Origin of the sequence: Shigella dysenteriae, assembly GCF_022354085.1 — a bacterium.
GTDB classification, from domain to species: domain Bacteria; phylum Pseudomonadota; class Gammaproteobacteria; order Enterobacterales; family Enterobacteriaceae; genus Escherichia; species Escherichia coli.
On the sequence record NZ_CP055055.1, the window covers coordinates 2,410,795 to 2,434,677 of the forward strand.

Genomic DNA, 23,883 nt, shown 5'->3' on the forward strand with positions numbered 1-23,883 from the left:
TAATTATCTGTCCATACAATTGCGGGTGGCAATTATCTCAACGTAATAAGTAAATTCTCATAAAGGATAGCATGTTCGCTGACAGCGGCGGCAAATAAAGGTACCCTGGGAATGCTATTTTGTCGTTTTCCGCAATTCTCATGGCTGATTCATCTGTACAACCAGCCAGTGATAGATTACCGCCACGATATAACGTTGTTGTTCTTCGCTTAGCGAAACACCCTGCGGAATGTTATGCCACTTAGCCAGACAACCGCGACAGCAGGTCGCGGTGGCGTGCTGAGCGATAAACACCGGATGCCCGCGCATGGGGGTTTGCTTACCGTCATTAGCCGGTAATGCCGGAGCAAGACGTTTAGCGACAAAATCCGCCGCATGTTGTTCGATGACTGGCGCGCCTTTCTCCAGACAATACTGACGCTCTTTCATGCCCAAACGAAAGCGAGATCGAAATTTTGAACGGGATAAACGCGCGAAGAGTGTATCGAGAGACTGCATTAATAAACCGAACGCCCTAACTGTTTCGTCAATTGTTCAAGGACGGCGATACCCGCAAGCGAGTTACCTGCATCATCCAGTTCCGGACTCCAGACTGCGATGGCCATTTCATGCGGAACAATCGCCACAATACCGCCACCAACGCCAGATTTCGCCGGTAGTCCCACCCGCCAGGCAAACTCCCCCGCGTTCTGGTACATACCACTGGTCGCCATCAGCGCGTTAATTTGCCGTGCCTGCATTGGCGTCACCACAGGTTCATCAATATGAATAGCTTTCCCCTGATTAGCCAGAAAGACAAACGTCCGGGCCAGCTCTACACAGCTCATTTTCAGAGCGCAGTAATGAAAATAGTTTTGCAGAACGGTTGTCACGTCATGATGGAAATTGCCAAACGACTTCATCAGCCAGGCGATAGCCGCATTTCGCGCGGAATGTTCAAATTCGGAACGCGCTACCACCGTATCGTAGGAAATATCAGACACACCGCTTAAGCCGCGCACGACTTCCAGCATACGTTGCCGTGGTGCGCTTAATCGCCCTTGCAACATATCGCAGACCACCAGCGCACCAGCATTAATAAACGGATTACGCGGAATACCCTGCTCCATTTCCAGTTGCACTAAAGAATTGAACGGTGATCCAGACGGATCTTTGCCGACGCGTTGCCAGATTTCCTCTTCGGAGTAATGACGCATGGCGACAACGAGACTCAGCACTTTGGAAATAGACTGAATGGAAAAACGTTCTTGCGCGTCTCCGGCCTGAAAAAGCTGTCCGTCAACGGTACAGATAGCAATGCCCAATCGGGAACCGTCTACTGTAGCCAGCGCCGGAATATAATCCGCGACTTTACCCTGACCAATGAGCGGCCGCACTTGCCGCAAGATGTTTTCTAAAATTGCATTATCCATGGCGACTGCCACTTTCTACTCCTGGACCGCAGGTCTGAAAAGACCTGCGAGTATATCAGAGCTGAATATGTCGCGTCAGATCCGGTCTTTCCACACCGTCTGGATATTACAGAATTCGTGTAAGCCGAAATGGGAAAGCTCACGACCAAAGCCACTCTTTTTCACGCCACCAAAGGCCACTCGCGCATCGCTGGCACAATAACCATTGATAAACACCCCACCGCATTCCAGACGTGCCGCCATCTGTCTGGCCTGTGTTTCGTCGGTGGTAAAAATGGTCGCTGAAAGGCCGAACTCACTATCATTAGCCAGTTCCAGCGCATGTTCTGCATCTTTCGCAACGGTGATTGCCGCAACGGGGCCAAACATTTCTTCCCGAAACGCGGTCATTTCTGGGGTAACATTCGCCAGAACCGTTGGCGGATAGTAGTTACCTGCCCCAGCCATCTTTTCCCCGCCCAGTAACAAACGCGCACCCTGCGCCAGGGTTTTCTCCACCTGATGATGCAGCTCATCACGTAAATCGAAACGAGCCATTGGTCCGAGAGCGTTCTCTTCGTCACGGGGATCGCCCATTTTCAAGGCTGCCGCAGCTGCCACAAAACGTTCGGTAAATGCCGAAGCAATTCCCTCTTCGATAATAAAGCGTTTTGCCGCTGCACAAACCTGTCCGGTATTCTGATAACGTCCGGCTACCGCCGCTTTAACCGCCAGTTCCAGATCGGCATCGTTAAGCACAATAAATGGATCCGAACCGCCCAGTTCCAGTACGCATTTTTTCAGTGCCGCTCCAGCCTGTGCACCAATAGCCGCTCCCGCACGAACACTTCCGGTCACCGTGACAGCAGCAATGCGCGAGTCTTTAATCATCTGACTGACACCGTCGTTGTGGGCATTCAGCCAGCCATATACGCCTTGTGGGATTCCCGCATCTTTAAACACCTGGGCAATGAGCTGTGCACAGCCCATCACATTCGGCGCATGTTTAAGTAAGTAGCCGTTACCTGCAAGAATGATGGGAACAGCGCCACGCATCACCTGCCATAACGGAAAATTCCACGGCATAATCGCCAGAATCGTCCCCAACGGTCGATACTCAATAACTGCCTGCTGATTTTCCACCAGCGTAGGTTCCGCCTTCAGCATTGCCGGACCATGTTCTGCATACCAGTCACACAAATTCGCCGATTTCGCCACTTCAGCGCGCGCCTGGTTGATTGGTTTGCCCATTTCGCGGGTGATCATTTGCGCCATTTCTTCGCTACGGGCGCGCAGAGCCTTACCGATATCACGCAGTTTTTCAGCACGATAATCTATATTTGTCTCGCGCCAGTCACGAAAGCCTGCTGCCGCCAGCTGAAGTGCGTTTTCGATATCATCAGCGCCAGCCCGCGGCAGCACAGAAAGTTGTTCACCCGTGGCAGGATTTATCGAAATTGCATGAGTTGCCGGAGTAATGGTCATCGGGGTATCTCCTTTATGAGTCATGGTATGAAGATACGCAGATTTACTCTTGCTTTAAAATGAATAATATTAAGCCACTTATTCACGAATCGAGAATATTATGGATCTGACCCAACTGGAGATGTTCAACGCGGTTGCCGAAGCTGGCAGCATTACGCAGGCTGCAGCAATAGTGCATCGCGTGCCGTCGAATCTCACTACCCGTCTACGCCAGCTGGAAACAGAACTGGGGGTAGATCTGTTTATTCGCGAGAATCAGCGTTTACGTCTATCTCCTGCCGGGCATAACTTTTTACGCTATAGCCAACAAATTCTCGCGTTAGTGGATGAAGCGCGGAGCGTTGTCGCTGGCGATGAGCCGCAAGGTTTATTTTCTCTGGGTTCGCTGGAAAGCACCGCAGCAGTTCGCATTCCGGCCACGCTGGCGGAATTCAACCGTCGTTATCCCAAAATTCAGTTTTCACTTTCCACCGGCCCTTCCGGCACTATGCTGGAAGGTGTGCTGGAGGGAAAACTTAATGCGGCGTTTATTGATGGACCCATTAACCATACTGCCATTGACGGGATACCGGTATACCGCGAGGAGCTGATGATCGTCACGCCACAAGGTCATGCGCCAGTAATCCGTGCCAGTCAGGTTAATGGCAGTAACATTTATGCCTTCCGCGCCAATTGTTCGTATCGTCGCCACTTCGAGAGCTGGTTTCATGCTGACGGTGCCGCTCCGGGAACTATCCATGAGATGGAGTCTTATCACGGAATGTTGGCCTGTGTGGTCGCAGGAGCAGGTATTGCGCTTATTCCGCGCTCTATGCTGGAAAGTATGCCGGGGCATCACCAGGTTGAAGCGTGGCCGTTAGCTGAGCAATGGCGTTGGCTAACAACCTGGCTGGTCTGGCGTCGTGGTGCGAAAACGCGTCCGCTCGAGGCATTTATTCAACTACTGGATGTGCCTGACTCGACAAAACAGGGTTACCAATGAGCTATTTTTGATAGTTCTTGCGGCTAATATGCTCTATATAGTGATGTTCCGATGACTTATGACTATATGGGGCAAATATGGTTACGCCAGTAAGCATCAGCAATTACATATCTCTTCCTGATGATTTTCCCGTTCGTAATATTGCACCGCAGGTAAAAGAAGTTTTAAAGGATTTTATTGATGCACTTAGTACAATAATATGTAATGAAGAGTGGCGCACGTCTTTAAACATCAACTCAGCCACAAAAAAGATATTTAATAACCTTGACAACTTATCATATATTCAGAGGACTTCTTTTCGGGGTAACGACACGCTATACAATGAAAAGGTTCAGTTTAAACTCACTTATCCCGCCAGGAATGGAAGACACAAAGAAAATATTGAATTTCAGGTAGTAATAAATTTAAGCCCTATTTATTTAGATAATTTCCGCCATGATGGAGAAATTAATATTTTTTGCGCTCCCAACCCAAAGCCTGTCACTATGGGGCGCGTATTTCAGACCGGCGTCGAGCGTGTGCTCTTTCTGTTTCTGAATGATTTTATTGAACAATTTCCAATGATAAACCCTGGCGTTCCCATCAAAAGAGCGCATACACCACATATTGAACCCCTGCCTCCGGATCACCATACCGCTGCAGATTACTTACGCCAGTTTGATTTGCTTGTCCTGAATTTTATCTCTCGCGGTAATTTTGTTATACTCCCCCGATTATGGAATAACTCTGAGGTTCACAGATGGTTCGTCAATAAAGATCCTAACTTGATCACCGCCATTCTCGACATAACGGACAGCGAATTAAAAGAGGATTTATTGCAAAGCCTGATGGATTCATTAGGTTCTAACAAACATGTACTACCCGAAGTCTGCATCTGCTTTTTATCCCTTTTAGCAGAACAAGAATCTCCTCATTTTCAGGACTTGTTTTTATTTTTCGCCAGTATGTTATTGCACTATCACCAATTTATGAATCCCAATGAAAGTGATTTGAATAACGTGTTGATGCCAGCATCATTAAGTGATGATAAAATTATCAAACATATGGCGCGCAAGACCCTCAAACTTTTTGTAAAAAATGAAACACCGCCAAAAGTTACTCATGAAGACCTGGTGAAAAACAGGCCTCGCTCCCCTGTCAGACCACCTATACCCGCAACCTCCAAAACGCCAGACATTCCTGATCGTCATTAAACCGTGATGTTTACCGTCTCTCTGACGCGTGAAAGAATCAGCGTCAGAGAAACGGAAAACGCGATCCAGATCACAAATGCATTGTATTCACATCATTAACCGTTTTAAGATCATTTCATCACTTTTTCGCAACTCACCCGATAATCTGTTATGACAACAAACACTGTTTCCCGCAAAGTGGCGTGGCTACGGGTCGTTACGCTGGCAGTCGCCGCCTTCATCTTCAACACCACCGAATTTGTCCCTGTTGGCCTACTCTCTGACATTGCGCAAAGTTTTCACATGCAAACCGCTCAGGTCGGCATTATGTTGACCATTTACGCATGGGTAGTAGCGCTAATGTCATTGCCTTTTATGCTAATGACCAGCCAGGTTGAACGGCGCAAATTACTGATCTGCCTGTTTGTGGTGTTTATTGCCAGCCACGTACTGTCGTTTTTATCGTGGAGCTTTACCGTTCTGGTGATCAGTCGCATTGGTGTGGCTTTTGCACATGCGATTTTCTGGTCGATTACGGCGTCCCTGGCGATCCGTATGGCTCCGGCCGGGAAGCGAGCACAGGCATTGAGTTTAATTGCCACAGGTACAGCACTGGCAATGGTATTAGGATTACCTCTCGGGCGCATTGTGGGGCAGTATTTCGGTTGGCGAATGACCTTCTTCGCGATTGGTATCGGGGCGCTTGTTACCCTTTTGTGCCTGATTAAGTTACTTCCCTTACTGCCCAGTGAGCATTCCGGTTCATTGAAAAGCCTCCCGCTATTGTTCCGCCGCCCGGCATTGATGAGCATTTATTTGTTAACTGTGGTGGTTGTCACCGCCCATTACACGGCATACAGCTATATTGAGCCTTTTGTGCAAAACATTGCGGGATTCAGCGCCAACTTTGCCACGGCATTACTGTTATTACTCGGTGGTGCGGGCATTATTGGCAGCGTGATTTTCGGGAAACTGGGTAATCAGTATGCGTCTGCGTTGGTGAGTACGGCGATTGCGCTGTTGCTGGTGTGTCTGGCACTGCTGCTACCTGCGGCGAACAGTGAAATACACCTCGGGGTGCTGAGTATTTTCTGGGGGATCGCGATGATGATCATCGGGCTTGGTATGCAGGTTAAAGTGCTGGCGCTGGCACCAGATGCCACCGACGTCGCGATGGCGCTATTCTCCGGGATATTTAATATTGGAATCGGGGCGGGTGCGTTGGTAGGTAATCAGGTGAGTCTGCACTGGTCAATGTCGATGATTGGTTATGTGGGCGCGGTGCCTGCTTTTGCCGCGTTAATATGGTCAATCATTATATTTCGCCGCTGGCCAGTGACACTCGAAGAACAGACGCAATAGTTGAAAGGCCCATTCGGGCCTTTTTTAATGATACGTTTTAATGATTTCCAGGATGCCGTTAATAATAAACTGCACACCCATACATACCAGCAGGAACCCCATCAGGCGGGAGATCGCTTCAATGCCACCCTTGCCCACCAGCCGCATAATTGCGCCGGAGCTGCGTAGGCTTCCCCACAAAATAACCGCCACCAGGAAAAAGATCAGCGGCGGCGCAACCATCAGTACCCAATCAGCGAAGGTTGAACTCTGACGCACTGTGGACGCCGAGCTAATAATCATCGCAATGGTTCCCGGACCGGCGGTACTTGGCATTGCCAGTGGTACAAAAGCAATATTGGCACTGGGTTCATCTTCCAGCTCTTCCGACTTGCTTTTCGCCTCCGGTGAATCAATCGCTTTCTGTTGCGGAAAGAGCATCCGAAAACCGATAAACGCAACGATTAAGCCGCCTGCAATTCGCAGACCGGGAATCGAAATGCCAAATGTATCCATCACCAGTTGCCCGGCGTAATACGCCACCATCATGATGGCAAATACGTACACCGAGGCCATCAACGACTGACGATTACGTTCGGCACTGTTCATGTTGCCTGCCAGGCCAAGAAATAACGCGACAGTTGTTAATGGGTTAGCTAACGGCAGTAACACCACCAGCCCCAGGCCAATTGCTTTAAACAAATCTAACATTGGTGGTTGTTATCCTGTGTATCTGGGTTATCAGCGAAAAGTATAAGGGGTAAACAAGGATAAAGTGTCACTCTTTAGCTAACCTTGCATCGCATTGACCAAAACTTGAACCGATTTAGCAAAACGTGGCATCGGTCAATTCATTCATTTGACTTATACTTGCCTGGGCAATATTATCCCCTGCAACTAATTACTTGCCAGGGCAACTAATGTGAAAAGTACCAGCGATCTGTTCAATGAAATTATTCCATTGGGTCGCTTAATCCATATGGTTAATCAGAAGAAAGATCGTCTGCTTAACGAGTATCTGTCTCCGCTGGATATTACCGCGGCACAGTTTAAGGTGCTCTGCTCTATCCGCTGCGCGGCGTGTATTACTCCGGTTGAACTGAAAAAAGTGTTGTCGGTCGACCTGGGAGCACTGACCCGTATGCTGGATCGCCTGGTCTGTAAAGGCTGGGTAGAAAGGTTGCCGAACCCGAATGATAAGCGCGGCGTACTGGTAAAACTTACCACCAGCGGCGCGGCAATATGTGAACAATGCCATCAATTAGTTGGCCAGGACCTGCATCAAGAATTAACAAAAAACCTGACGGCGGACGAAGTGGCAACACTTGAGCATTTGCTTAAGAAAGTCCTGCCGTAAACAAAAAAGAGGTATGACGATGTCCAGACGCAATACTGACGCTATTACCATTCATAGCATTTTGGACTGGATCGAGGACAACCTGGAATCGCCACTGTCACTGGAGAAAGTGTCAGAGCGTTCGGGTTACTCTAAATGGCACCTGCAACGGATGTTTAAAAAAGAAACCGGTCATTCATTAGGCCAATACATCCGCAGCCGTAAGATGACGGAAATCGCGCAAAAGCTGAAGGAAAGTAACGAGCCGATACTCTATCTGGCAGAACGATATGGCTTCGAGTCGCAACAAACTCTGACCCGAACCTTCAAAAATTACTTTGATGTTCCGCCGCATAAATACCGGATGACCAATATGCAGGGCGAATCGCGCTTTTTACATCCATTAAACCATTACAACAGCTAGTTGAAAACGTGACAACGTCACTGAGGCAATTATGAAACCGCTTTTATCCGCAATAGCAGCTGCGCTTATTCTCTTTTCCGCGCAGGGCGTTGCGGAACAAACCCAGCAACCGCTCGTTACTTCCTGTGGCGATGTGGTGGTTGTTCCCCCATCGCAGGAACAACCACCGTTCGATTTAAATCACATGGGTACAGGCAGTGACAAATCGGATGCGCTGGGCGTGCCCTATTATAACCAACAAGCCATGTAGTATATTCAGGCCCCGGCATATCGGGGCTTGTTAACCTCTTACCTTCACCGCTTTACGCCACTGCAAACCAAATACATTGATATACAGTCCGGCCATAATGAGCACAGCCCCTAAGAATTGCAGACCTGTTAAGCGTTCATCCAGCAGTAACGCTGCACTTGCCAGACCGACTACCGGCACCAGTAATGATAATGGTGCGACACGCCATGTTTCATAGCGTCCAAGCAGCGTACCCCAAATCCCGTAGCCAACTATCGTCGCTACAAATGCCAGATACATCAACGCCAGAATGGTGGTCATGTCGATAGTGACCAGACTGTGAATCATTTTTCCGGAGCCATCGAGAATGAGCGAGGCGACAAAAAACGGAATTATCGGGATTAATGCGCTCCAGACGACCAGAGACATTACCGCCGGACGGGATGAATGAGACATGATCTTTTTGTTGAAGATATTGCCACTCGCCCAACTAAATGCCGCTGCCAGAGTCAAAATAAAACCGAGCATCGCCACATGCTGACCGTTAAAGCTATCTTCGATTAACACCAGTACGCCAAAAATCGCTAACGCAATCCCCGCCAGTTGCTTACCGTGCAGCCGTTCGCCAAAAGTAAAAGCACCGAGCACGATAGTAAAAAACGCCTGAGCCTGTAAGACCAGCGAGGCCAGTCCAGCCGGCATACCGAAGTTAATGGCGCAGAAGAGAAAGGCAAACTGTGCAAAACTGATGGTTAAACCATACCCCAGCAGTAAATTCAGCGGTACTTTTGGTCGTGCCACGAAAAAGATTGCCGGGAAGGCGACCAGCATAAAGCGCAAACCGGCCAGCATCAGCGGTGGCATGTTATGAAGCCCCACTTTGATGACCACAAAATTTAGCCCCCATACGACCACTACCAGTAGCGCCAACACCCCATCTTTTCGCGACATTCTACCGCCTCTGAATTTCATCTTTTGTAAGCAATCAACTTAGCTGAATTTACTTTTCTTTAACAGTTGATTCGTTAGTCGCCGGTTACGACGGCATTAATGCGCAAATAAGTCGCTATACTTCGGATTTTTGCCATGCTATTTCTTTACATCTCTAAAACAAAACATAACGAAACGCACTGCCGGACAGACAAATGAACTTATCCCTACGACGCTCTACCAGCGCCCTTCTTGCCTCGTCGTTGTTATTAACCATCGGACGCGGCGCTACGCTGCCATTTATGACCATTTACTTAAGTCGTCAATACAGCCTGAGTGTCGATCTCATTGGTTATGCGATGACAATTGCGCTCACTATTGGCGTCGTTTTTAGCCTCGGTTTTGGTATCCTGGCGGATAAGTTCGACAAGAAACGCTATATGTTACTGGCAATTACGGCCTTCGCCAGCGGTTTTATTGCTATTCCCCTGGTTGACAGCGTCACGCTGGTGGTACTTTTTTTCGCACTCATCAACTGCGCCTATTCCGTTTTTGCCACAGTGTTGAAAGCCTGGTTTGCCGACAATCTTTCATCCACCAGCAAAACGAAGATCTTCTCGATCAACTACACCATGCTCAATATTGGCTGGACCGTCGGCCCGCCACTCGGCACGCTGTTGGTCATGCAGAGCATCAATCTGCCCTTTTGGCTGGCCGCTATCTGCTCTGCGTTTCCCATGTTTTTCATTCAAATTTGGGTAAAGCGCAGCGAGAAAATCATCGCCACGGAAACAGGCAGTGTCTGGTCGCCGAAAGTTTTATTACAAGATAAGGCACTGTTGTGGTTTACCTGCTCTGGCTTTCTGGCTTCTTTTGTTAGTGGCGCATTTGCTTCATGCATTTCACAATATGTGATGGTGATTGCTGATGGTGATTTTGCCGAAAAGGTGGTCGCGGTTGTTCTTCCGGTGAATGCCGCCATGGTAGTTACGTTGCAATATTCCGTGGGCCGCCGACTTAACCCGGCTAACATCCGCGCGCTGATGACAGCAGGCACCCTCTGTTTCGTCATCGGTCTGGTCGGTTTTATTTTTTCCGGAAACAGCCTGCTATTGTGGGGTATGTCAGCTGCGGTATTTACTGTCGGTGAAATCATTTATGCGCCGGGCGAGTATATGTTGATTGACCATATTGCGCCGCCAGGAATGAAAGCCAGCTATTTTTCCGCCCAGTCTTTAGGCTGGCTTGGTGCCGCAATTAACCCATTAGTGAGTGGCCTAGTGCTAACCAACCTGCCGCCTTCCTCGCTGTTTATCATCTTAGCGTTGGTGATCATTGCTGCGTGGGTGCTGATGTTAAAAGGGATTCGTGCAAAACCGTGGGGGCAGCCCGCGCTTTGTTGATTTAAGTCGAACACAATAAAAATTTAATTCAGCCTTCGTTTAGGTTACCTCTGCTAATATCTTTCTCATTGAGATGAAAATTAAGGTAAGCGAGGAAACACACCACACCATAAACGGAGGCAAATAATGCTGGGTAATATGAATGTTTTTATGGCCGTACTGGGAATAATTTTATTTTCTGGTTTTCTGGCCGCGTATTTCAGCCACAAATGGGATGACTAATGAACGGAGATAATCCCTCACCTAACCGGCCCCTTGTTACAGTTGTGTACAAGGGGCCTGATTTTTATGACGGCGAAAAAAAACCGCCAGTAAACCGGCGGTGAATGCTTGCATGGATAGATTTGTGTTTTGCTTTTACGCTAACAGGCATTTTCCTGCACTGATAACGGATCGTTGACACAGTAGCATCAGTTTTCTCAATGAATGTTAAACGGAGCTTAAACTCGGTTAATCACATTTTGTTCGTCAATAAACATGCAGCGATTTCTTCCGGTTTGCTTACCCTCATACATTGCCCGGTCTGCTCTTCCAATGACCACATCCAGAGGCTCTTCAGGAAATGCGCGACTCACACCTGCTGTCACGGTAATGTTGATATGCCCTTCAGAATGTGAGATGGCATGGTTATCGACTAACTGGCAAATTCTGACACCTGCACGACATGCTTCTTCATCATTAGCCGCTTTGACAATAATGATAAATTCTTCGCCCCCGTAGCGATAAACCGTTTCGTAATCACGCGTCCAACTGGCTAAGTAAGTTGCCAGGGTGCGTAATACTACATCGCCGATTAAATGCCCGTAGGTATCATTAACCAATTTAAATCGGTCAATATCCAACAACATTAAATAAAGATTCAGAGGCTCAGCGTTGCGTAACTGATGATCAAAGGATTCATCAAGAACCCGACGCCCCGGCAATCCCGTCAAAACATCCATATTGCTACGGATCGTCAGCAAATAAATTTTGTAATCGGTTAATGCCGCAGTAAAAGAAAGCAACCCCTCCTGAAAGGCGTCGAAATGCGCGTCCTGCCAGTGATTTTCAACAATAGCCAGCATTAATTCCCGACCACAGTTATGCATATGTTGATGGGCAGAATCCATTAGCCGAACGTAAGGTAATTCATCGTTATCGAGTGGCCCCAGATGATCAATCCACCGACCAAACTGGCACAGTCCATAAGAATGGTTATCCGTTATTTCTGGCTTACTGGCATCTCTCGCGACCACGCTGTGAAACATACTCACCAGCCACTGGTAGTGGGCATCGATAGCCTTATTGAGATTTAACAAGATGGCATCAATTTCCGTTGTCTTCTTGATCATTGCCACTCCTTTTTCACAGTTCCTTGTGCGCGCTATTCTAACGAGAGAAAAGCAAAATTACGTCAATATTTTCATAGAAATCCGAAGTTATGATTCATCTCTGAGATAACATTGTGATTTAAAACAAAATCAGCGGATAAAAAAGTGTTTAATTCTGTAAATTACCTCTGCATTATCGTAAATAAAAGGATGACAAAAAGCATAACCCAATACCCTAATGGCCCAGTAGTTCAGGCCATCGGGCTAATTTATTTTTATTTCTGCAAATGAGTGACCCGAACGACGGCCGGCGCGCTTTTCTTATCCAGACTGCCGCTAATGTTGATCATCTGGTCCGGCTGAACTTCTCGTCCATCAAAAACGGCCGCAGGAATAACAACATTAATTTCACCGCTCTTATCGCGAAAAACGTAACGGTCTTCTCCTTTGTGAGAAATCAAATTACCGCGTAGTGAAACCGAAGCGCCATCGTGCATGGTTTTTGCGAAATCAACGGTCATTTTTTTTGCATCATCGGTTCCGCGATAGCCATCTTCTATTGCATGAGACGGCGGTGGCGCTGCATCCTGTTTTAAACCGCCCTGGTCATCTGCCAACGCATAAGGCATGACAAGAAAACTTGCTAATACAATGGGCTGAAATTTCATACTGACTCCTTAATTGCGTTTGGTTTGACTTATTAAGTCTGGTTGCTATTTTTATAATTGCCAAATAAGAATACTGCCAATTGTTATAAGGCATTTAAAATCAGCCAACTAGCTGTCAAATATTCAGAGAGTTTAACTCACTAAAGTTAAGAAGATTGAAAAGTCTTAAACATATTTTCAGAATAATCGGATTTATATGTTTGGAAATTATTATATTGGACGAGCATACAGAAAAAGCAAATCACCTTTACATATAAAAGCGTGGATAAAAAACAGTGAACATTAATAGAAATAAAATTGTACAACTTGCAGATACCGACACTATTGAAAACCTGACATCCGCGTTGAGTCAAAGACTTATCGCGGATCAATTACGCTTAACTACCGCCGAATCATGCACCGGCGGTAAGTTGGCTAGCGCCCTGTGTGCAGCTGAAGATACACCCAAATTTTACGGTGCAGGCTTTGTTACTTTCACCGATCAGGCAAAGATGAAAATCCTCAGCGTAAGCCAGCAATCTCTTGAACGATATTCTGCGGTGAGTGAGAAAGTGGCAGCAGAAATGGCAACCGGTGCCATAGAGCGTGCGGATGCTGATGTCAGTATTGCCATTACCGGCTACGGCGGACCGGAGGGAGGTGAAGATGGTACGCCAGCGGGTACCGTCTGGTTCGCGTGGCATATTAAAGGCCAGAACTACACTGCGGTTATACATTTTGCTGGCGACTGCGAAACGGTATTAGCTTTAGCGGTGAGGTTTGCCCTCGCCCAGCTGCTGCAGTTACTGCTATAACCAGGCTGGCCTGGCGATATCTCCAGGACAGCCATTGGTGGTGTTTATATGTTCAAGCCACGATGTTGCAGCATCGGCATAATCTGAGGTGCCTTACCGCGCCATTGTCGATACAGGCGTTCCAGATCTTCGCTGTTACCTCTGGAAAGGATCGCCTCGCGAAAACGCAGCCCATTTTCACGCGTTAATCCGCCCTGCTCAACAAACCACTGATAACCATCATCGGCCAACATTTGCGTCCACAGATAAGCGTAATAACCTGCGGCATATCCGCCACCAAAAATATGGGCGAAATAACTGCTGCGATAGCGTGGCGGTATAGCAGGAAGATCCATATTTTCCGCCACCAGCGCCCGCAATTCGAAATCATCGACATCCTGCATTGCTTCGTTTTCTTCCAGGCAATGCCAGCGCATATCGAGAAGTGCGGCGCTAAGCAGTTCGCTCATCTCATACCCTTTGTTGAACAGGCTGGCATTACGCATTTTCTGTTGCAGTTCGTCAGGCATTGCTGCCCCGCTCTGATAATGCCGGGCGTAGCGAGCGAATACCTGCGGATGCGTTGCCCAGTGTTCGTTGATCTGCGACGGAAATTCGACAAAATCACGCGGCGTGTTGGTGCCGGAGAGCGTGGCATAACGCTGGCGGGCAAAAAGGCCGTGCAGCGTATGACCAAATTCATGGAATAAGGTTATGACATCATCCCAGAGTAACAACGCAGGCTCACCGGCAGCGGGTTTCTGATAATTGCAGACGTTATAAATTACCGGATGCGTTTCATTAAGCGTTGATTGCTCAACAAAATTGCCCATCCATGCACCGCCGCTTTTTGAATCACGGGCGAAGAAATCACCGTAAAATAACGCCAGCCCCACGCCATTATGATCAAAAATTTCCCACACCCGAACGTCAGGATGGTAGACAGGAATATCAAAACGTTCGACAAACTTAATACCGAAGAGCTGATTCGCGGTCCAGAATACACCTTCATTCAACACCGTGTTTAATTCAAAATATGGCTTGAGCTGCGCCTCATCAAGATCAAATTTCTCCCGCCGGACCTGTTCGGCATAAAATGCCCAGTCCCACGGCTGCGCGCTAAACCCGCCCTGCTGCTTATCAATAACCGCCTGTATGGAGGCTAATTCATCGCTCGCACGTTGACGCGCCGCTGGAACAATTTCCCGCATAAAGTTGAGTGCTGCTTCAGGTGTTTTTGCCATCTGATCGGCGATTTTCCATGCGGCATAATGAGGAAAACCGAGTAATGTAGCCTGTTGTGCACGGATCTCCACCAGACGTTGAATGATAGCGCGGGTATCATTGGCATCATTTTTTTCCGCTCGCGTCCAGCCCGCAATAAACAGTTTTTCACGCGTCGCACGATCGCGCATTTCGGCAAGCGCCGGTTGTTGGGTGGTATTCAGCAGCGGAATCAGCCATTTGTTATCCAGACCTTTCTCGCGAGCCGCCTCTGCCGCCAGCGCAATCTCTTGCTCACTCATTCCTGCCAGTTGCGCGATATCGTTCACAACCAGACCGCCGGATTTATTTGCTGCCAGTAATCGCTGGTTAAACTGGCTGGTCAGGGTCGCAGCTTCTGTATTCAGTACTTTTAATTTTGCTTTATCAGCATGCGCAAGCTTGGCTCCGGCAAGGACAAAACGTTGATGAATCACCTCCACCAGGCGGATGGATTCACTATCAAGCCCCAGAGATTCACGGCGTTGCCAGACAGCATCTACCCGCGCGAATAATTCACCATTCAGATAGATATCATTAGCCAGTTCCGCCAGTTCAGCGGAAAACTGCTCGTCAAGACGCTGTAATTCATCATTGGTATGCGCCGCAGTCATCGCAAAAAAGACGCTGGTAACGCGGGTAAGTAATTCTCCGCTTTGTTCCAGTGCCAGAATAGTATTGTTGAAATCAGGTGTTTGCGGGTTAAGCGCGATGGCAGCAATTTCTGCCCGCTTTTGCAGCATTCCCTCATCGAATGCCGGGCGATAGTGATGATTGGCAATTTGATCAAAATGGGGAGCCAGATACGGCAGTGTGCTTTGCACAAGGAAAGGATTCATTGTTGTCATTTTCTTCTCCTGAACGCGAGGTGTTCCATAGCGTAGGCTTACTGATAACGGAGTGCAATCTTGCAAACCAGTATTACCCGCTCTTAAGCATCACGTGCTATGTTATTGACACACAAAAGCGTTGAGGAACAGTGAGATGATCGTTTTAGTAACTGGAGCAACGGCAGGTTTTGGTGAATGCATTACTCGTCGTTTTATTCAACAAGGGCATAAAGTTATCGCCACTGGCCGTCGCCAGGAACGGTTGCAGGAGTTAAAAGACGAACTGGGAGATAATCTGTACATCGCCCAACTGGACGTTCGCAACCGCGCCGCTATTGAAGAGATGCTGGCATCGCTCCCTGCCGAGTGGAGCAATATTGATATCCTGGTAAATAATGCCGGCCTGGCGTTGGGCATGGAGCCTGCGCATAAAGCCAGCGTTGAAGACTGGGAAACGATGATTGATACCAACAATAAAGGCCTGGTATATATGACGCGCGCCGTCTTACCGGGTATGGTTGAACGTAATCATGGTCATATTATTAACATTGGCTCAACGGCAGGTAGCTGGCCGTATGCCGGTGGTAACGTTTACGGTGCGACGAAAGCGTTTGTTCGTCAGTTTAGCCTGAATCTGCGTACGGATCTGCATGGTACGGCGGTGCGCGTCACCGACATCGAACCGGGTCTGGTGGGTGGCACCGAGTTTTCCAATGTCCGCTTTAAAGGCGATGACGGTAAAGCGGAAAAAACCTATCAAAATACCGTTGCATTGACGCCAGAGGATGTCAGCGAAGCCGTCTGGTGGGTGTCAACGCTGCCTGCTCACGTCAATATCAATACCCTGGAAATGATGCCGGTTACCCAAAGCTATGCCGGACTGAATGTCCACCGTCAGTAATTTTTATACCCGGCTTAACTGCCGGGTTATTGCTTGTCACAAAAAAGTGGTAGACTCATGCAGTTAACTCACTCACAAGCAAGAACGAATGACCGTCGAAACGCAACTTAATCCCACACAGCCTGTCAATCAGCAGATTTATCGTATCCTTCGTCGCGACATTGTCCATTGCCTGATTGCTCCAGGCACACCGTTGTCGGAAAAAGAAGTTTCTGTTCGTTTCAATGTGTCACGCCAGCCGGTTCGTGAAGCCTTTATTAAACTGGCGGAAAACGGCCTGATTCAAATTCGTCCGCAGCGTGGCAGCTACGTCAACAAAATTTCCATGGCCCAGGTGCGCAACGGCAGTTTTATCCGTCAGGCCATTGAGTGCGCGGTGGCGCGTCGGGCGGCGAGCATGATTACCGAAAGCCAGTGCTACCAACTGGAACAAAATCTTCACCAGCAACGCATTGCCATTGAGCGCAAGCAACTGGATGATTTTTTTGAACTTGATGACAACTTCCATCAACTCTTGACGCAGATTGCCGACTGTCAACTGGCGTGGGATACCATTGAGAACCTGAAAGCAACCGTTGATCGCGTGCGCTATATGAGTTTCGACCACGTTTCTCCACCAGAAATGCTGTTACGCCAGCATCTTGATATTTTCTCTGCCCTGCAAAAACGTGATGGCGATGCGGTAGAACGTGCAATGACGCAACATTTGCAGGAAATCAGCGAATCCGTGCGCCAGATCCGCCAGGAAAATAGCGACTGGTTTAGCGAAGAGTAATTCATTTCCTCTCATCCCATCCGGGATGAGAGTCTTTACCCCCGCCTTATGGCTCATGCATGCATCAAAAAAGATGTGAGCTTGATCAAAAACAAAAAATATTTCACTCGACAGGAGTATTTATATTGCGCCCGTTACGTGGGCTTCGACTGTAAATCAGAAAGGAGAAAACACCTATGACGACCTACGATCGTAACCGTAACGCAATCACCACTGGCAGCCGTGTTATGGTTAGCGGCACCGGTCACACTGGCAAGATCCTGTCGATTGATACTGAAGGTCTGACCGCTGAGCAAATCCGCCGCGGAAAAACCGTAGTTGTTGAAGGTTGTGAAGAGAAACTGGCACCACTGGACCTGATTCGTCTCGGCATGAACTAAGCGTGTGAATGCCGCCGATGGCGGCATTGCTTTTTTTACTTCACGGAATATTTTGCCACGGTCGCTTTCGCGCCATGCGCTAATAAAGACAAGTACGCTTCCGTCACTTTTGCAGTAAACAAGCTATTGTCTGGCAAATCACCACCAAAAATCGCCTTAATCGCCAGCAATGACTGGACGCGCGCTTTCCCTTCGGCACTACTTTGTACAGCCTTCTGAATAACAGGTAACAGTGGGTCACTGATTTCTATCGGATTTCCCTGTTCATCAACACCACCGACATAACGCATCCAACCCGCGACGCCCAGCGCCAGCAGATCGAACTTGCTGTCATGCGCCAGATGCCAGCGAACAGAATCCAACATCCGCTGTGGCAATTTCTGGCTGCCATCCATCGCAATCTGCCAGGTTCGATGACGTAACGCCGGGTTGCTATAGCGTTCAATTAATCGGTTAGCGTAATCTTGCAAATCAACGCCCTGCACTTTCAGCGTCGGCGCTTGTTCCTGCAACATCAAGCCATACGCCGCATAACGATAATGTTCATCTTCCATACAGTCATTAATGTGCTGATATCCGGCAAGATAACCCAAATACGCCAGGAATGAATGACTGCCGTTGAGCATGCGCAACTTCATCTCTTCATAAGGCAGTACATCGCTAACCAGTTCGGCTCCCGCTTTTTCCCATTCCGGACGTCCGGCAACAAAATTATCTTCGATTACCCACTGGCGGAAAGGTTCACAGGCAACGCCAGCAGGATCGCGCACACCGGTAAGCTGTTCGATTTTCGCCAGCGTATCCTCTGTCACTGCGGGCACAATACGGTCCACCATTGTTGATGGGAAAGTCACGTTATCTTCGATCCATTGTGCCAGTTTTACATCAACGGCTTGCGCGTAGGAAGTGACAACGTCACGCATAACATGACCGTTTTCTGGCATGTTGTCACATGACATGACGGTAAATGCGGGAAGTCCTGCCGCTTTACGGCGAGCCAGCGCCTCAACAATCACCCCTGTTGCTGTTTTCGGCTGGTGGGGATTTTGCACGTCGGCAGCGACCATCGGGTGATCGAGCATTAACTGTCCGGTCGCCGGAGAGTGGAAATACCCTTTTTCGGTGATTGTCAGAGAGACAATCGCGATTTGCGGTTCACACATCGCAGCCAACACGGTTTCTAAGCCATCTATCTGTACGTGCAAGGCTTTTTTAACGACGCCAACGACGCGAGCCGTCCACGCATCGGCCGACATTTCCGCAACGGTATAAAGATTATCTTGCTGTTGTAAATCGGCAATTTGCTGTTCGCCACCGATTAAGTTGACCTCATAATATCCCCAGTCACTGAAATGTTCTGTAGCAAGAATATCGGCATACACGCCCTGATGCGCACGGTGAAATGCACCAAAGCCTAAATGAACAATTCTTGGGGCCAGGTTATTACGATCATAAACAGGGAGTGTCGCTTTTGCTGATAACAAATTATTTCCCATAACAATTCCTTAAATTTAAATATGGCAAGCTACATGTTTTGTTATATGGATAAAAATCCCCTCTCCGGTAAGAGAAGGGATTGAGGATTTACAGACTTCTGGAAGGTTGCGCAGCTCTTACAACACGCGGTTGATCTTCCGCAGCGTCTTCCAGCGCACTTAAATCACGGTCTTTCACTTCTGGCATTTTCAGCGCAGAGATTAAACCAATCACTGAATATGCCATGATCATAATGGCGATTGGATACCAGGATTCCGTCATGGTGCAGAAAATACCTGCCAGGATAGGACCAAAACCGGAAGCGATAAGACCACCAATTTCTTTTGAAATAGCCATCCGGGTAAAGCGGTTTTTACAGCCGAACATTTCTGCCATGGTAATGTTTTCCAGAGCAAATAATCCCAGCACCGCACAGTTATGAATCACAATCAGTGCAACCATAATGGTGCTCGGGGCATAGCTTTTATCTACGATGATAGAAAGCATTGGCCATGCCAGCACAATCGCGGAGGTATTCATAATAATATACGGGATCCGGCGACCAATTTTATCGGATAACCAACCAAGGAACGGAATGGTCATAAAGCCGAGAATCGAACTGATCATCAATGCATCTGTTGGAATTGCTTTGTTAAACAATAACGTCTGTACTAAATAGCCTGCAAGGAAAGTCTGAATTAACCCGGAGTTACCTGCCTGACCAAAACGCAGTCCTGTTGCCAGCCAGAAGGATTTGCTCTGGAACATGCTACCAGCAGGTGCAGGTTTTGCTGTCGGTTGGTTGCTGTCGTTAACTTTCTCAAAGACCGGGCTTTCTTTCAGATTCATACGCAACCAGATAGCAAAGACCATCACGACAACGCTCGCCAGGAACGGTATACGCCATCCCCACGCCAGCAGTTCCTCTTTACTGAGAATGAAGAACATAAAGGCCCAGATTGCCGTTGCGCTCAAGGTTCCGCAGTTAGTTCCCATAGCTACAAATGAGGAGATAATTCCGCGCTTACCTTTTGGCGCATATTCCGCCAGCATCGTACCGGCACCGGAAATTTCCGCACCTGCACCCAACCCCTGAATAATACGCAGCGTCACCAGCAAGATGGGTGCAAAAACACCAATCTGTGCATAGGTCGGTAACACTCCAATTAAGGTGGTACAGATCCCCATCATGGTGATGGTAATAAAGAGCACTTTTTTACGCCCTATTCTGTCGCCCATTTTGCCGAAAATAAATGCTCCGACAATACGCGCCACATAACCTGCACCGTAGGTTCCCATTGCCAAAATTAACGCCATTGCCGTTGATGATTCAGGAAAAAATATTTCATGAAACACTAACGCTGCGCCGAGCGAATATAACTGGAAATCCATAAATTCAAGCGCAGTGCCCAGCCATCCCGATACTGCTGCTTTCACCAAATCCTTAGTGCTTCTTTCGTGTTTTTCTATTGTCATAATGGTTATCTCTAAAAAAGAGGTAAGATGCGTACTACTTACTCGCCGTTATTGGTATTATTCAGAAAAAGTGAGTAAGACTTTGCAGCAATGTTTTTGATCCTGTTCAAATAAACTAATGGCATCAGCAACATGCTGGAAATCAAACGTATGGGTAATTAATTTTTCTGGTTTAATTAACCCTTTACTTAACCAGTCGATAACGACCGGAAATTTATTTGCATTTAAGCGTGAAGAGAAAATAGAGAGTTCTTTTCCGGTAATTCCTTGCTGAATCACTTCAGAAGGTTCACTGGAGAAGCCCATCAATACAATACGTGCCGCTGGAGAAGCCAGCGTTACGGCCTCTTTCAGGATAGAAGGATGACAAGCCGCATCAATAATTAATGTCGGCTTGATGCCTTTTTCAGTGAAAATCTCGCCAAGCGGTGTCTGGCTGTTATTAATCGCCCAGTCAGCCCCGCTCTCTTTCGCTTTTTCCAGTCGTTCATCAATGCGATCGGCAACAATAACATTTTTAACGTTATAGACGCCTTTTAATACCTGAACGATCGTCAGGCCGATTGGACCGGCACCATAAACCAGAACGGTATCATTTTCTGTCGGTTGACCATGACCGGTTACGTTAGCCGCAATGGTAAAAGGTTCGATCATCACCGCATATTGATCGGCCACTGCTTCAGGAATTTTCCACGCATTTTTTGCCGGAACCACAGCATATTCACTGAAACCACCGTCAACGTGCACACCTAATACAGCGAGTGTCGTACAAACGTTCGGCTTACCTATAGAGCACGGATAGCAATGACCACAGCTGACCACCGGATCGACAGCAACACGTTCACCGACTCTGGCGCTTTCCACACCTTCACCCACCGCATCAATGACGCCAAAGAATTCATGACCAATGACGCGCGGATATTTCGCAAAAGGATTATGCCCACGATAAATATGGCTATCTGAACCACAAATTCCGGCAAGTTTCACTTTTACTCGTACTTCACCCGCTGACGGGGTGGGTATTTCACGTTCGACAATCGCCAGTTGATTCGGTTTTTCAATTAATATGCTTTTCATTATCTTACTCCTTACCAGTTCCACAGCGTGCCATCTTCCAGACGTGCGACTGGTAGATAAGCAGGTTCATAGGGGTATTTCGCCGCCAGCTTTTCATCGAATTCGATGCCAAGACCCGGTTTGTCTCCCGGATGCATATAGCCGTTATCGAAAGTCCAGTTGTGCGGGAAGACTTCGAGCATTTGTTCGGAATAACCCATGTATTCCTGGACACCGAAATTGGGGACCCACAGATCAAAGTGCAGCGCCGCAGCCATGCAGACTGGTGACAAATCGGAAGGACCGTGTGAGCCAGTACGTACCTGATACAACGAAGCAAAATCGGCAATCCGGCGCATACCGGTAATTCCGCCTGCATGGGTCAGCGTGGTGCGGATATAATCGATAAGTTGCTCTTCAATCAGTTGCTTGCAGTCCCAGATGCTGTTGAAGACTTCACCCACCGCGATGGGTGTGACGGTATGTTGGCGAATGAGACGGAAGCATTCCTGGTTTTCCGCAGGCGTCGGGTCTTCCATCCAGAACATGCGATAATCTTCAATGCTTTTACCAAAGCGCGCCGCTTCAATAGGCGTTAAGCGATGGTGCATGTCATGCAGCAAATGTTCATTAAAACCAAACTTGTTACGTACCGCGTCAAACAATTTCGGCATGAAATCGAGGTATTTCTCCGTCGACCACAGCTGCTCTTCCGGCCACTGTCCTTTGGTTGCGGGTTCATAAGCCAGACCTTTACCTTTCGACATGCCGTAGGTGGTTTTCATACCAGGGATTCCGCACTGCACGCGGATGGCTTTGAATCCCAGCTCCTGATGACGGGCATAATCATCCAGAGCTTCATCAATACTGTGACCGGTGGTATGGCAATAAACCATCACCCCTTCACGAGACGCGCCGCCGAGTAACTGGTAAAGCGGCATGTTGGCAGCTTTGGCTTTAATATCCCACAGCGCCATATCAACCGCTGAAATGGCCGACATCGTAACCGGACCGCGACGCCAGTAAGCACCTTTATAGAAAAACTGCCAGATATCTTCGATACGGTGCGCATCGCGACCAATAAGCTGCGGACAAAGGTGATCCTGCAAATAAGAGGCCACGGAAAGCTCACGTCCATTGAGGGTGGCATCCCCAAGGCCCGTAATACCGTCCTCAGTGGTGATTTTTAATGTGACGAAATTACGCCCCGGACAGGTAACAAAAACTTCAGCCTTTACGATCTTCATGTTCGATTCCTTGCATCGCTTGTCGTGATGCATGAAATCTACGCAACTGAGCTACTACCATACAAGTATGAAGATCAAAAATAGCCGGAGTGATCACAAAAAAAGGCGTATATTTGCGCTGTGAATGGTTGACAAAAGATGAAATAGAATACCTTTTGTCAGCTGACACATCCTCGTATCTTATTGATAAAATAGATTTATGTCCTTACGCGCGCCCCCAGCCCGCAACAATGATCAACATGCCGCAAAGCGCAATCAACGCACCCGTCCAGTCATAAAGAGTCAGTTTCACGCCATCCACAACGCGCAGCCACATCAACGCCGTGCAGACATAAACGCCACCATAAGCCGCGTAAACACGCCCACTCGCCGCAGGATGCAACGTTAATAACCAGACAAACAGCGCCAGTGAAATCCCCGCCGGAAGCAACAGCCAGATACTGGCGTTTCGTTTTAACCACAACCAGGGCAGAAAGCATCCAATAATTTCACACAGCGCAGTAGCAAAAAATAGTAACGTTGTTTTAATCATCTTTGTCACTTATTGACATCATGTATAGTTATAGGGCGACATAATATCATCAATATAAACACCCTCCTGGTACGTTTTGCGTTCGCAGTGGATGGTGTAGAATCACCTTTAATCATTCATACAGGGAATGAATTATGAAAATCACTCTCAGCAAACGAATCGGCCTGCTCGCTTTTCTGCTGCCTTGTGCACTGGCATTGAGCACAACTGTTCATGCCGAAACTAACAAACTGGTGATTGAGTCTGGCGACAGTGCACAAAGCCGCCAGCACGCCGCTATGGAAAAAGAGCAATGGAATGACACGCGCAATCTGCGCCAGAAAGTGAATAAACGCACTGAAAAAGAGTGGGATAAAGCCGACGCCGCTTTTGATAACCGCGATAAATGCGAGCAAAGCGCCAACATCAATGCCTACTGGGAGCCAAATACTTTGCGCTGCCTGGACCGTCGAACTGGCCGCGTTATTACCCCCTAACCTGTTATTGATTTAAGGAATGTAAGG

General features: G+C 48.0%; 27 protein-coding genes. 14 read left to right on the forward strand and 13 right to left on the reverse strand.

The features are described 5' to 3' along the window. Nucleotides 1-138: 138 nt before the first annotated feature. The 3 genes from HUZ68_RS11475 to sad form a co-directional block, all read right to left on the reverse strand. A complete protein-coding gene (locus tag HUZ68_RS11475) occupies nucleotides 139-498 on the reverse strand; it encodes a DUF4186 domain-containing protein (protein WP_021577475.1) in 360 nt (119 codons plus the stop codon). Continuing rightward, a complete protein-coding gene (glsB, locus tag HUZ68_RS11480) occupies nucleotides 498-1,424 on the reverse strand; it encodes a glutaminase B (RefSeq protein WP_000257409.1) in 927 nt (308 codons plus the stop codon). Before glsB ends, HUZ68_RS11475 begins: the two co-directional genes overlap by 1 nt. A gap of 63 nt (nucleotides 1,425-1,487) precedes the next feature. Continuing rightward, nucleotides 1,488-2,876: a succinate-semialdehyde dehydrogenase gene (gene sad, locus HUZ68_RS11485; protein WP_239594214.1), complete on the reverse strand. Its 1,389-nt coding sequence runs from the start codon at nucleotides 2,874-2,876 to the stop codon at nucleotides 1,488-1,490. Between the two features lie 100 nt (nucleotides 2,877-2,976). On the opposite strand from sad, the gene ptrR reads away from it, so the two are divergent. From ptrR to ydeA, 3 genes are all read left to right on the forward strand, one after another. After that, on the forward strand, nucleotides 2,977-3,858 hold the full coding sequence (gene ptrR, locus HUZ68_RS11490; protein WP_000366472.1) for a putrescine utilization regulator PtrR: 882 nt from the start codon (nucleotides 2,977-2,979) through the stop codon (nucleotides 3,856-3,858). Nucleotides 3,859-3,935: 77 nt separating this feature from the next. Further along, the gene (gene yneK / locus HUZ68_RS11495; RefSeq protein ID WP_001625260.1) at nucleotides 3,936-5,051 is read left to right on the forward strand and encodes a putative protein YneK; all 1,116 of its coding nucleotides are present in this window, start codon (nucleotides 3,936-3,938) and stop codon (nucleotides 5,049-5,051) included. Nucleotides 5,052-5,201: 150 nt separating this feature from the next. After that, on the forward strand, nucleotides 5,202-6,392 hold the full coding sequence (ydeA, locus tag HUZ68_RS11500; protein WP_000210809.1) for an L-arabinose MFS transporter: 1,191 nt from the start codon (nucleotides 5,202-5,204) through the stop codon (nucleotides 6,390-6,392). Nucleotides 6,393-6,416: 24 nt separating this feature from the next. Here ydeA and marC read toward each other — a convergent pair whose 3' ends face one another. Beyond that, complete coding sequence (gene marC, locus HUZ68_RS11505) at nucleotides 6,417-7,082, reverse strand: NAAT family transporter MarC (protein ID WP_000885033.1); 666 nt, start codon at nucleotides 7,080-7,082, stop codon at nucleotides 6,417-6,419. Between the two features lie 211 nt (nucleotides 7,083-7,293). Here marC and marR point away from each other — a divergent pair, with 211 nt between their 5' ends. From marR to marB, 3 genes are read left to right on the forward strand one after another with little or no spacing between them, the layout of a single operon-like run. After that, on the forward strand, nucleotides 7,294-7,728 hold the full coding sequence (gene marR / locus HUZ68_RS11510; protein ID WP_000843419.1) for a multiple antibiotic resistance transcriptional regulator MarR: 435 nt from the start codon (nucleotides 7,294-7,296) through the stop codon (nucleotides 7,726-7,728). A gap of 19 nt (nucleotides 7,729-7,747) precedes the next feature. Continuing rightward, nucleotides 7,748-8,131, forward strand: coding sequence for an MDR efflux pump AcrAB transcriptional activator MarA (gene marA / locus HUZ68_RS11515; RefSeq protein ID WP_000091199.1), 384 nt, complete (start codon nucleotides 7,748-7,750; stop codon nucleotides 8,129-8,131). Nucleotides 8,132-8,162: 31 nt separating this feature from the next. Further along, nucleotides 8,163-8,381: a multiple antibiotic resistance protein MarB gene (marB, locus tag HUZ68_RS11520; RefSeq protein WP_000803524.1), complete on the forward strand. Its 219-nt coding sequence runs from the start codon at nucleotides 8,163-8,165 to the stop codon at nucleotides 8,379-8,381. 30 nt (nucleotides 8,382-8,411) lie between these two features. Here marB and eamA read toward each other — a convergent pair whose 3' ends face one another. Further along, nucleotides 8,412-9,311, reverse strand: coding sequence for an O-acetylserine/cysteine exporter (gene eamA / locus HUZ68_RS11525; protein WP_000087193.1), 900 nt, complete (start codon nucleotides 9,309-9,311; stop codon nucleotides 8,412-8,414). Nucleotides 9,312-9,505: 194 nt separating this feature from the next. Here eamA and ydeE point away from each other — a divergent pair, with 194 nt between their 5' ends. The 3 genes from ydeE (at nucleotide 9,506) to mgtT (ending at nucleotide 11,019) form a co-directional block, all read left to right on the forward strand. Further along, a complete protein-coding gene (gene ydeE / locus HUZ68_RS11530) occupies nucleotides 9,506-10,693 on the forward strand; it encodes an efflux MFS transporter YdeE (RefSeq protein WP_021577478.1) in 1,188 nt (395 codons plus the stop codon). 126 nt (nucleotides 10,694-10,819) lie between these two features. After that, nucleotides 10,820-10,915, forward strand: coding sequence for a protein MgtS (mgtS, locus tag HUZ68_RS11535; protein ID WP_000901367.1), 96 nt, complete (start codon nucleotides 10,820-10,822; stop codon nucleotides 10,913-10,915). Beyond that, nucleotides 10,915-11,019 (forward strand): protein MgtT, encoded by a 105-nt coding sequence (gene mgtT / locus HUZ68_RS11540; RefSeq protein ID WP_211180496.1) that lies wholly within the window; start codon nucleotides 10,915-10,917, stop codon nucleotides 11,017-11,019. Before mgtS ends, mgtT begins: the two co-directional genes overlap by 1 nt. A gap of 114 nt (nucleotides 11,020-11,133) precedes the next feature. Here the strand turns inward: mgtT and dgcZ are convergent, their stop codons facing one another. After that, nucleotides 11,134-12,024, reverse strand: a complete 891-nt coding sequence (gene dgcZ / locus HUZ68_RS11545) for a diguanylate cyclase DgcZ (protein ID WP_000592810.1) — start codon at nucleotides 12,022-12,024, stop codon at nucleotides 11,134-11,136. A gap of 254 nt (nucleotides 12,025-12,278) precedes the next feature. Further along, nucleotides 12,279-12,671, reverse strand: a complete 393-nt coding sequence (gene ydeI / locus HUZ68_RS11550; RefSeq protein ID WP_000671917.1) for a YdeI family stress tolerance OB fold protein — start codon at nucleotides 12,669-12,671, stop codon at nucleotides 12,279-12,281. A gap of 275 nt (nucleotides 12,672-12,946) precedes the next feature. On the opposite strand from ydeI, the gene HUZ68_RS11555 reads away from it, so the two are divergent. Then, nucleotides 12,947-13,465 carry a 2-oxo-tetronate isomerase gene (locus HUZ68_RS11555; protein WP_001383200.1) on the forward strand — a complete coding sequence of 173 codons (519 nt, stop codon included), beginning with the start codon at nucleotides 12,947-12,949 and terminating at the stop codon, nucleotides 13,463-13,465. 44 nt (nucleotides 13,466-13,509) lie between these two features. Here the strand turns inward: HUZ68_RS11555 and dcp are convergent, their stop codons facing one another. Then, nucleotides 13,510-15,555 carry a peptidyl-dipeptidase Dcp gene (gene dcp / locus HUZ68_RS11560; RefSeq protein ID WP_033815608.1) on the reverse strand — a complete coding sequence of 682 codons (2,046 nt, stop codon included), beginning with the start codon at nucleotides 15,553-15,555 and terminating at the stop codon, nucleotides 13,510-13,512. Between the two features lie 136 nt (nucleotides 15,556-15,691). Between dcp and ydfG the strand changes: the two genes are divergently transcribed. From ydfG to ydfZ, 3 genes are all read left to right on the forward strand, one after another. Then, on the forward strand, nucleotides 15,692-16,438 hold the full coding sequence (gene ydfG / locus HUZ68_RS11565; RefSeq protein ID WP_000636575.1) for a bifunctional NADP-dependent 3-hydroxy acid dehydrogenase/3-hydroxypropionate dehydrogenase YdfG: 747 nt from the start codon (nucleotides 15,692-15,694) through the stop codon (nucleotides 16,436-16,438). Nucleotides 16,439-16,526: 88 nt separating this feature from the next. After that, nucleotides 16,527-17,213, forward strand: a complete 687-nt coding sequence (rspR, locus tag HUZ68_RS11570; RefSeq protein ID WP_000215549.1) for a DNA-binding transcriptional regulator rspR — start codon at nucleotides 16,527-16,529, stop codon at nucleotides 17,211-17,213. 176 nt (nucleotides 17,214-17,389) lie between these two features. Next, entirely contained in the window at nucleotides 17,390-17,593 is a 204-nt protein-coding gene (gene ydfZ, locus HUZ68_RS11575; protein WP_000214712.1) for a putative selenium delivery protein YdfZ, read from the forward strand. Between the two features lie 35 nt (nucleotides 17,594-17,628). Here ydfZ and HUZ68_RS11580 read toward each other — a convergent pair whose 3' ends face one another. The 5 genes from HUZ68_RS11580 to HUZ68_RS11600 all read right to left on the reverse strand — a co-directional run bounded on the left by HUZ68_RS11580 (nucleotide 17,629) and on the right by HUZ68_RS11600 (nucleotide 23,380). Then, nucleotides 17,629-19,089 (reverse strand): mannitol dehydrogenase family protein, encoded by a 1,461-nt coding sequence (locus HUZ68_RS11580; RefSeq protein ID WP_033815607.1) that lies wholly within the window; start codon nucleotides 19,087-19,089, stop codon nucleotides 17,629-17,631. A gap of 88 nt (nucleotides 19,090-19,177) precedes the next feature. Continuing rightward, nucleotides 19,178-20,545: an MHS family MFS transporter YdfJ gene (gene ydfJ, locus HUZ68_RS11585; protein WP_000151243.1), complete on the reverse strand. Its 1,368-nt coding sequence runs from the start codon at nucleotides 20,543-20,545 to the stop codon at nucleotides 19,178-19,180. 57 nt (nucleotides 20,546-20,602) lie between these two features. Continuing rightward, nucleotides 20,603-21,622, reverse strand: coding sequence for a Zn-dependent oxidoreductase (locus HUZ68_RS11590; RefSeq protein ID WP_033815597.1), 1,020 nt, complete (start codon nucleotides 21,620-21,622; stop codon nucleotides 20,603-20,605). A gap of 11 nt (nucleotides 21,623-21,633) precedes the next feature. Then, nucleotides 21,634-22,848, reverse strand: a complete 1,215-nt coding sequence (gene rspA, locus HUZ68_RS11595; RefSeq protein WP_001295394.1) for a starvation-sensing protein RspA — start codon at nucleotides 22,846-22,848, stop codon at nucleotides 21,634-21,636. A 205-nt stretch (nucleotides 22,849-23,053) separates the two neighbouring features. Next, the gene (locus HUZ68_RS11600) at nucleotides 23,054-23,380 is read right to left on the reverse strand and encodes a YnfA family protein (RefSeq protein WP_033815596.1); all 327 of its coding nucleotides are present in this window, start codon (nucleotides 23,378-23,380) and stop codon (nucleotides 23,054-23,056) included. Between the two features lie 134 nt (nucleotides 23,381-23,514). Between HUZ68_RS11600 and HUZ68_RS11605 the strand changes: the two genes are divergently transcribed. Further along, entirely contained in the window at nucleotides 23,515-23,856 is a 342-nt protein-coding gene (locus tag HUZ68_RS11605) for a DUF1283 family protein (protein ID WP_000705197.1), read from the forward strand. Nucleotides 23,857-23,883: the final 27 nt, after the last annotated feature.

What these genes read in the sequence shown, in the direction of transcription:
- HUZ68_RS11475 (WP_021577475.1), bottom strand. Translation starts at nt 498, where the DNA reads ATGCAGTCTCTCGATACACTCTTCGCGCGTTTATCCCGTTCAAAATTT.
- sad (WP_239594214.1), bottom strand. Translation starts at nt 2,876, where the DNA reads ATGACCATTACTCCGGCAACTCATGCAATTTCGATAAATCCTGCCACG.
- ptrR (WP_000366472.1), top strand. Translation starts at nt 2,977, where the DNA reads ATGGATCTGACCCAACTGGAGATGTTCAACGCGGTTGCCGAAGCTGGC.
- yneK (WP_001625260.1), top strand. Translation starts at nt 3,936, where the DNA reads ATGGTTACGCCAGTAAGCATCAGCAATTACATATCTCTTCCTGATGAT.
- ydeA (WP_000210809.1), top strand. Translation starts at nt 5,202, where the DNA reads ATGACAACAAACACTGTTTCCCGCAAAGTGGCGTGGCTACGGGTCGTT.
- marC (WP_000885033.1), bottom strand. Translation starts at nt 7,082, where the DNA reads ATGTTAGATTTGTTTAAAGCAATTGGCCTGGGGCTGGTGGTGTTACTG.
- marA (WP_000091199.1), top strand. Translation starts at nt 7,748, where the DNA reads ATGTCCAGACGCAATACTGACGCTATTACCATTCATAGCATTTTGGAC.
- marB (WP_000803524.1), top strand. Translation starts at nt 8,163, where the DNA reads ATGAAACCGCTTTTATCCGCAATAGCAGCTGCGCTTATTCTCTTTTCC.
- eamA (WP_000087193.1), bottom strand. Translation starts at nt 9,311, where the DNA reads ATGTCGCGAAAAGATGGGGTGTTGGCGCTACTGGTAGTGGTCGTATGG.
- ydeE (WP_021577478.1), top strand. Translation starts at nt 9,506, where the DNA reads ATGAACTTATCCCTACGACGCTCTACCAGCGCCCTTCTTGCCTCGTCG.
- mgtS (WP_000901367.1), top strand. Translation starts at nt 10,820, where the DNA reads ATGCTGGGTAATATGAATGTTTTTATGGCCGTACTGGGAATAATTTTA.
- mgtT (WP_211180496.1), top strand. Translation starts at nt 10,915, where the DNA reads ATGAACGGAGATAATCCCTCACCTAACCGGCCCCTTGTTACAGTTGTG.
- dgcZ (WP_000592810.1), bottom strand. Translation starts at nt 12,024, where the DNA reads ATGATCAAGAAGACAACGGAAATTGATGCCATCTTGTTAAATCTCAAT.
- ydeI (WP_000671917.1), bottom strand. Translation starts at nt 12,671, where the DNA reads ATGAAATTTCAGCCCATTGTATTAGCAAGTTTTCTTGTCATGCCTTAT.
- dcp (WP_033815608.1), bottom strand. Translation starts at nt 15,555, where the DNA reads ATGACAACAATGAATCCTTTCCTTGTGCAAAGCACACTGCCGTATCTG.
- ydfG (WP_000636575.1), top strand. Translation starts at nt 15,692, where the DNA reads ATGATCGTTTTAGTAACTGGAGCAACGGCAGGTTTTGGTGAATGCATT.
- rspR (WP_000215549.1), top strand. Translation starts at nt 16,527, where the DNA reads ATGACCGTCGAAACGCAACTTAATCCCACACAGCCTGTCAATCAGCAG.
- ydfZ (WP_000214712.1), top strand. Translation starts at nt 17,390, where the DNA reads ATGACGACCTACGATCGTAACCGTAACGCAATCACCACTGGCAGCCGT.
- HUZ68_RS11580 (WP_033815607.1), bottom strand. Translation starts at nt 19,089, where the DNA reads ATGGGAAATAATTTGTTATCAGCAAAAGCGACACTCCCTGTTTATGAT.
- ydfJ (WP_000151243.1), bottom strand. Translation starts at nt 20,545, where the DNA reads ATGACAATAGAAAAACACGAAAGAAGCACTAAGGATTTGGTGAAAGCA.
- HUZ68_RS11590 (WP_033815597.1), bottom strand. Translation starts at nt 21,622, where the DNA reads ATGAAAAGCATATTAATTGAAAAACCGAATCAACTGGCGATTGTCGAA.
- rspA (WP_001295394.1), bottom strand. Translation starts at nt 22,848, where the DNA reads ATGAAGATCGTAAAGGCTGAAGTTTTTGTTACCTGTCCGGGGCGTAAT.
- HUZ68_RS11600 (WP_033815596.1), bottom strand. Translation starts at nt 23,380, where the DNA reads ATGATTAAAACAACGTTACTATTTTTTGCTACTGCGCTGTGTGAAATT.
- HUZ68_RS11605 (WP_000705197.1), top strand. Translation starts at nt 23,515, where the DNA reads ATGAAAATCACTCTCAGCAAACGAATCGGCCTGCTCGCTTTTCTGCTG.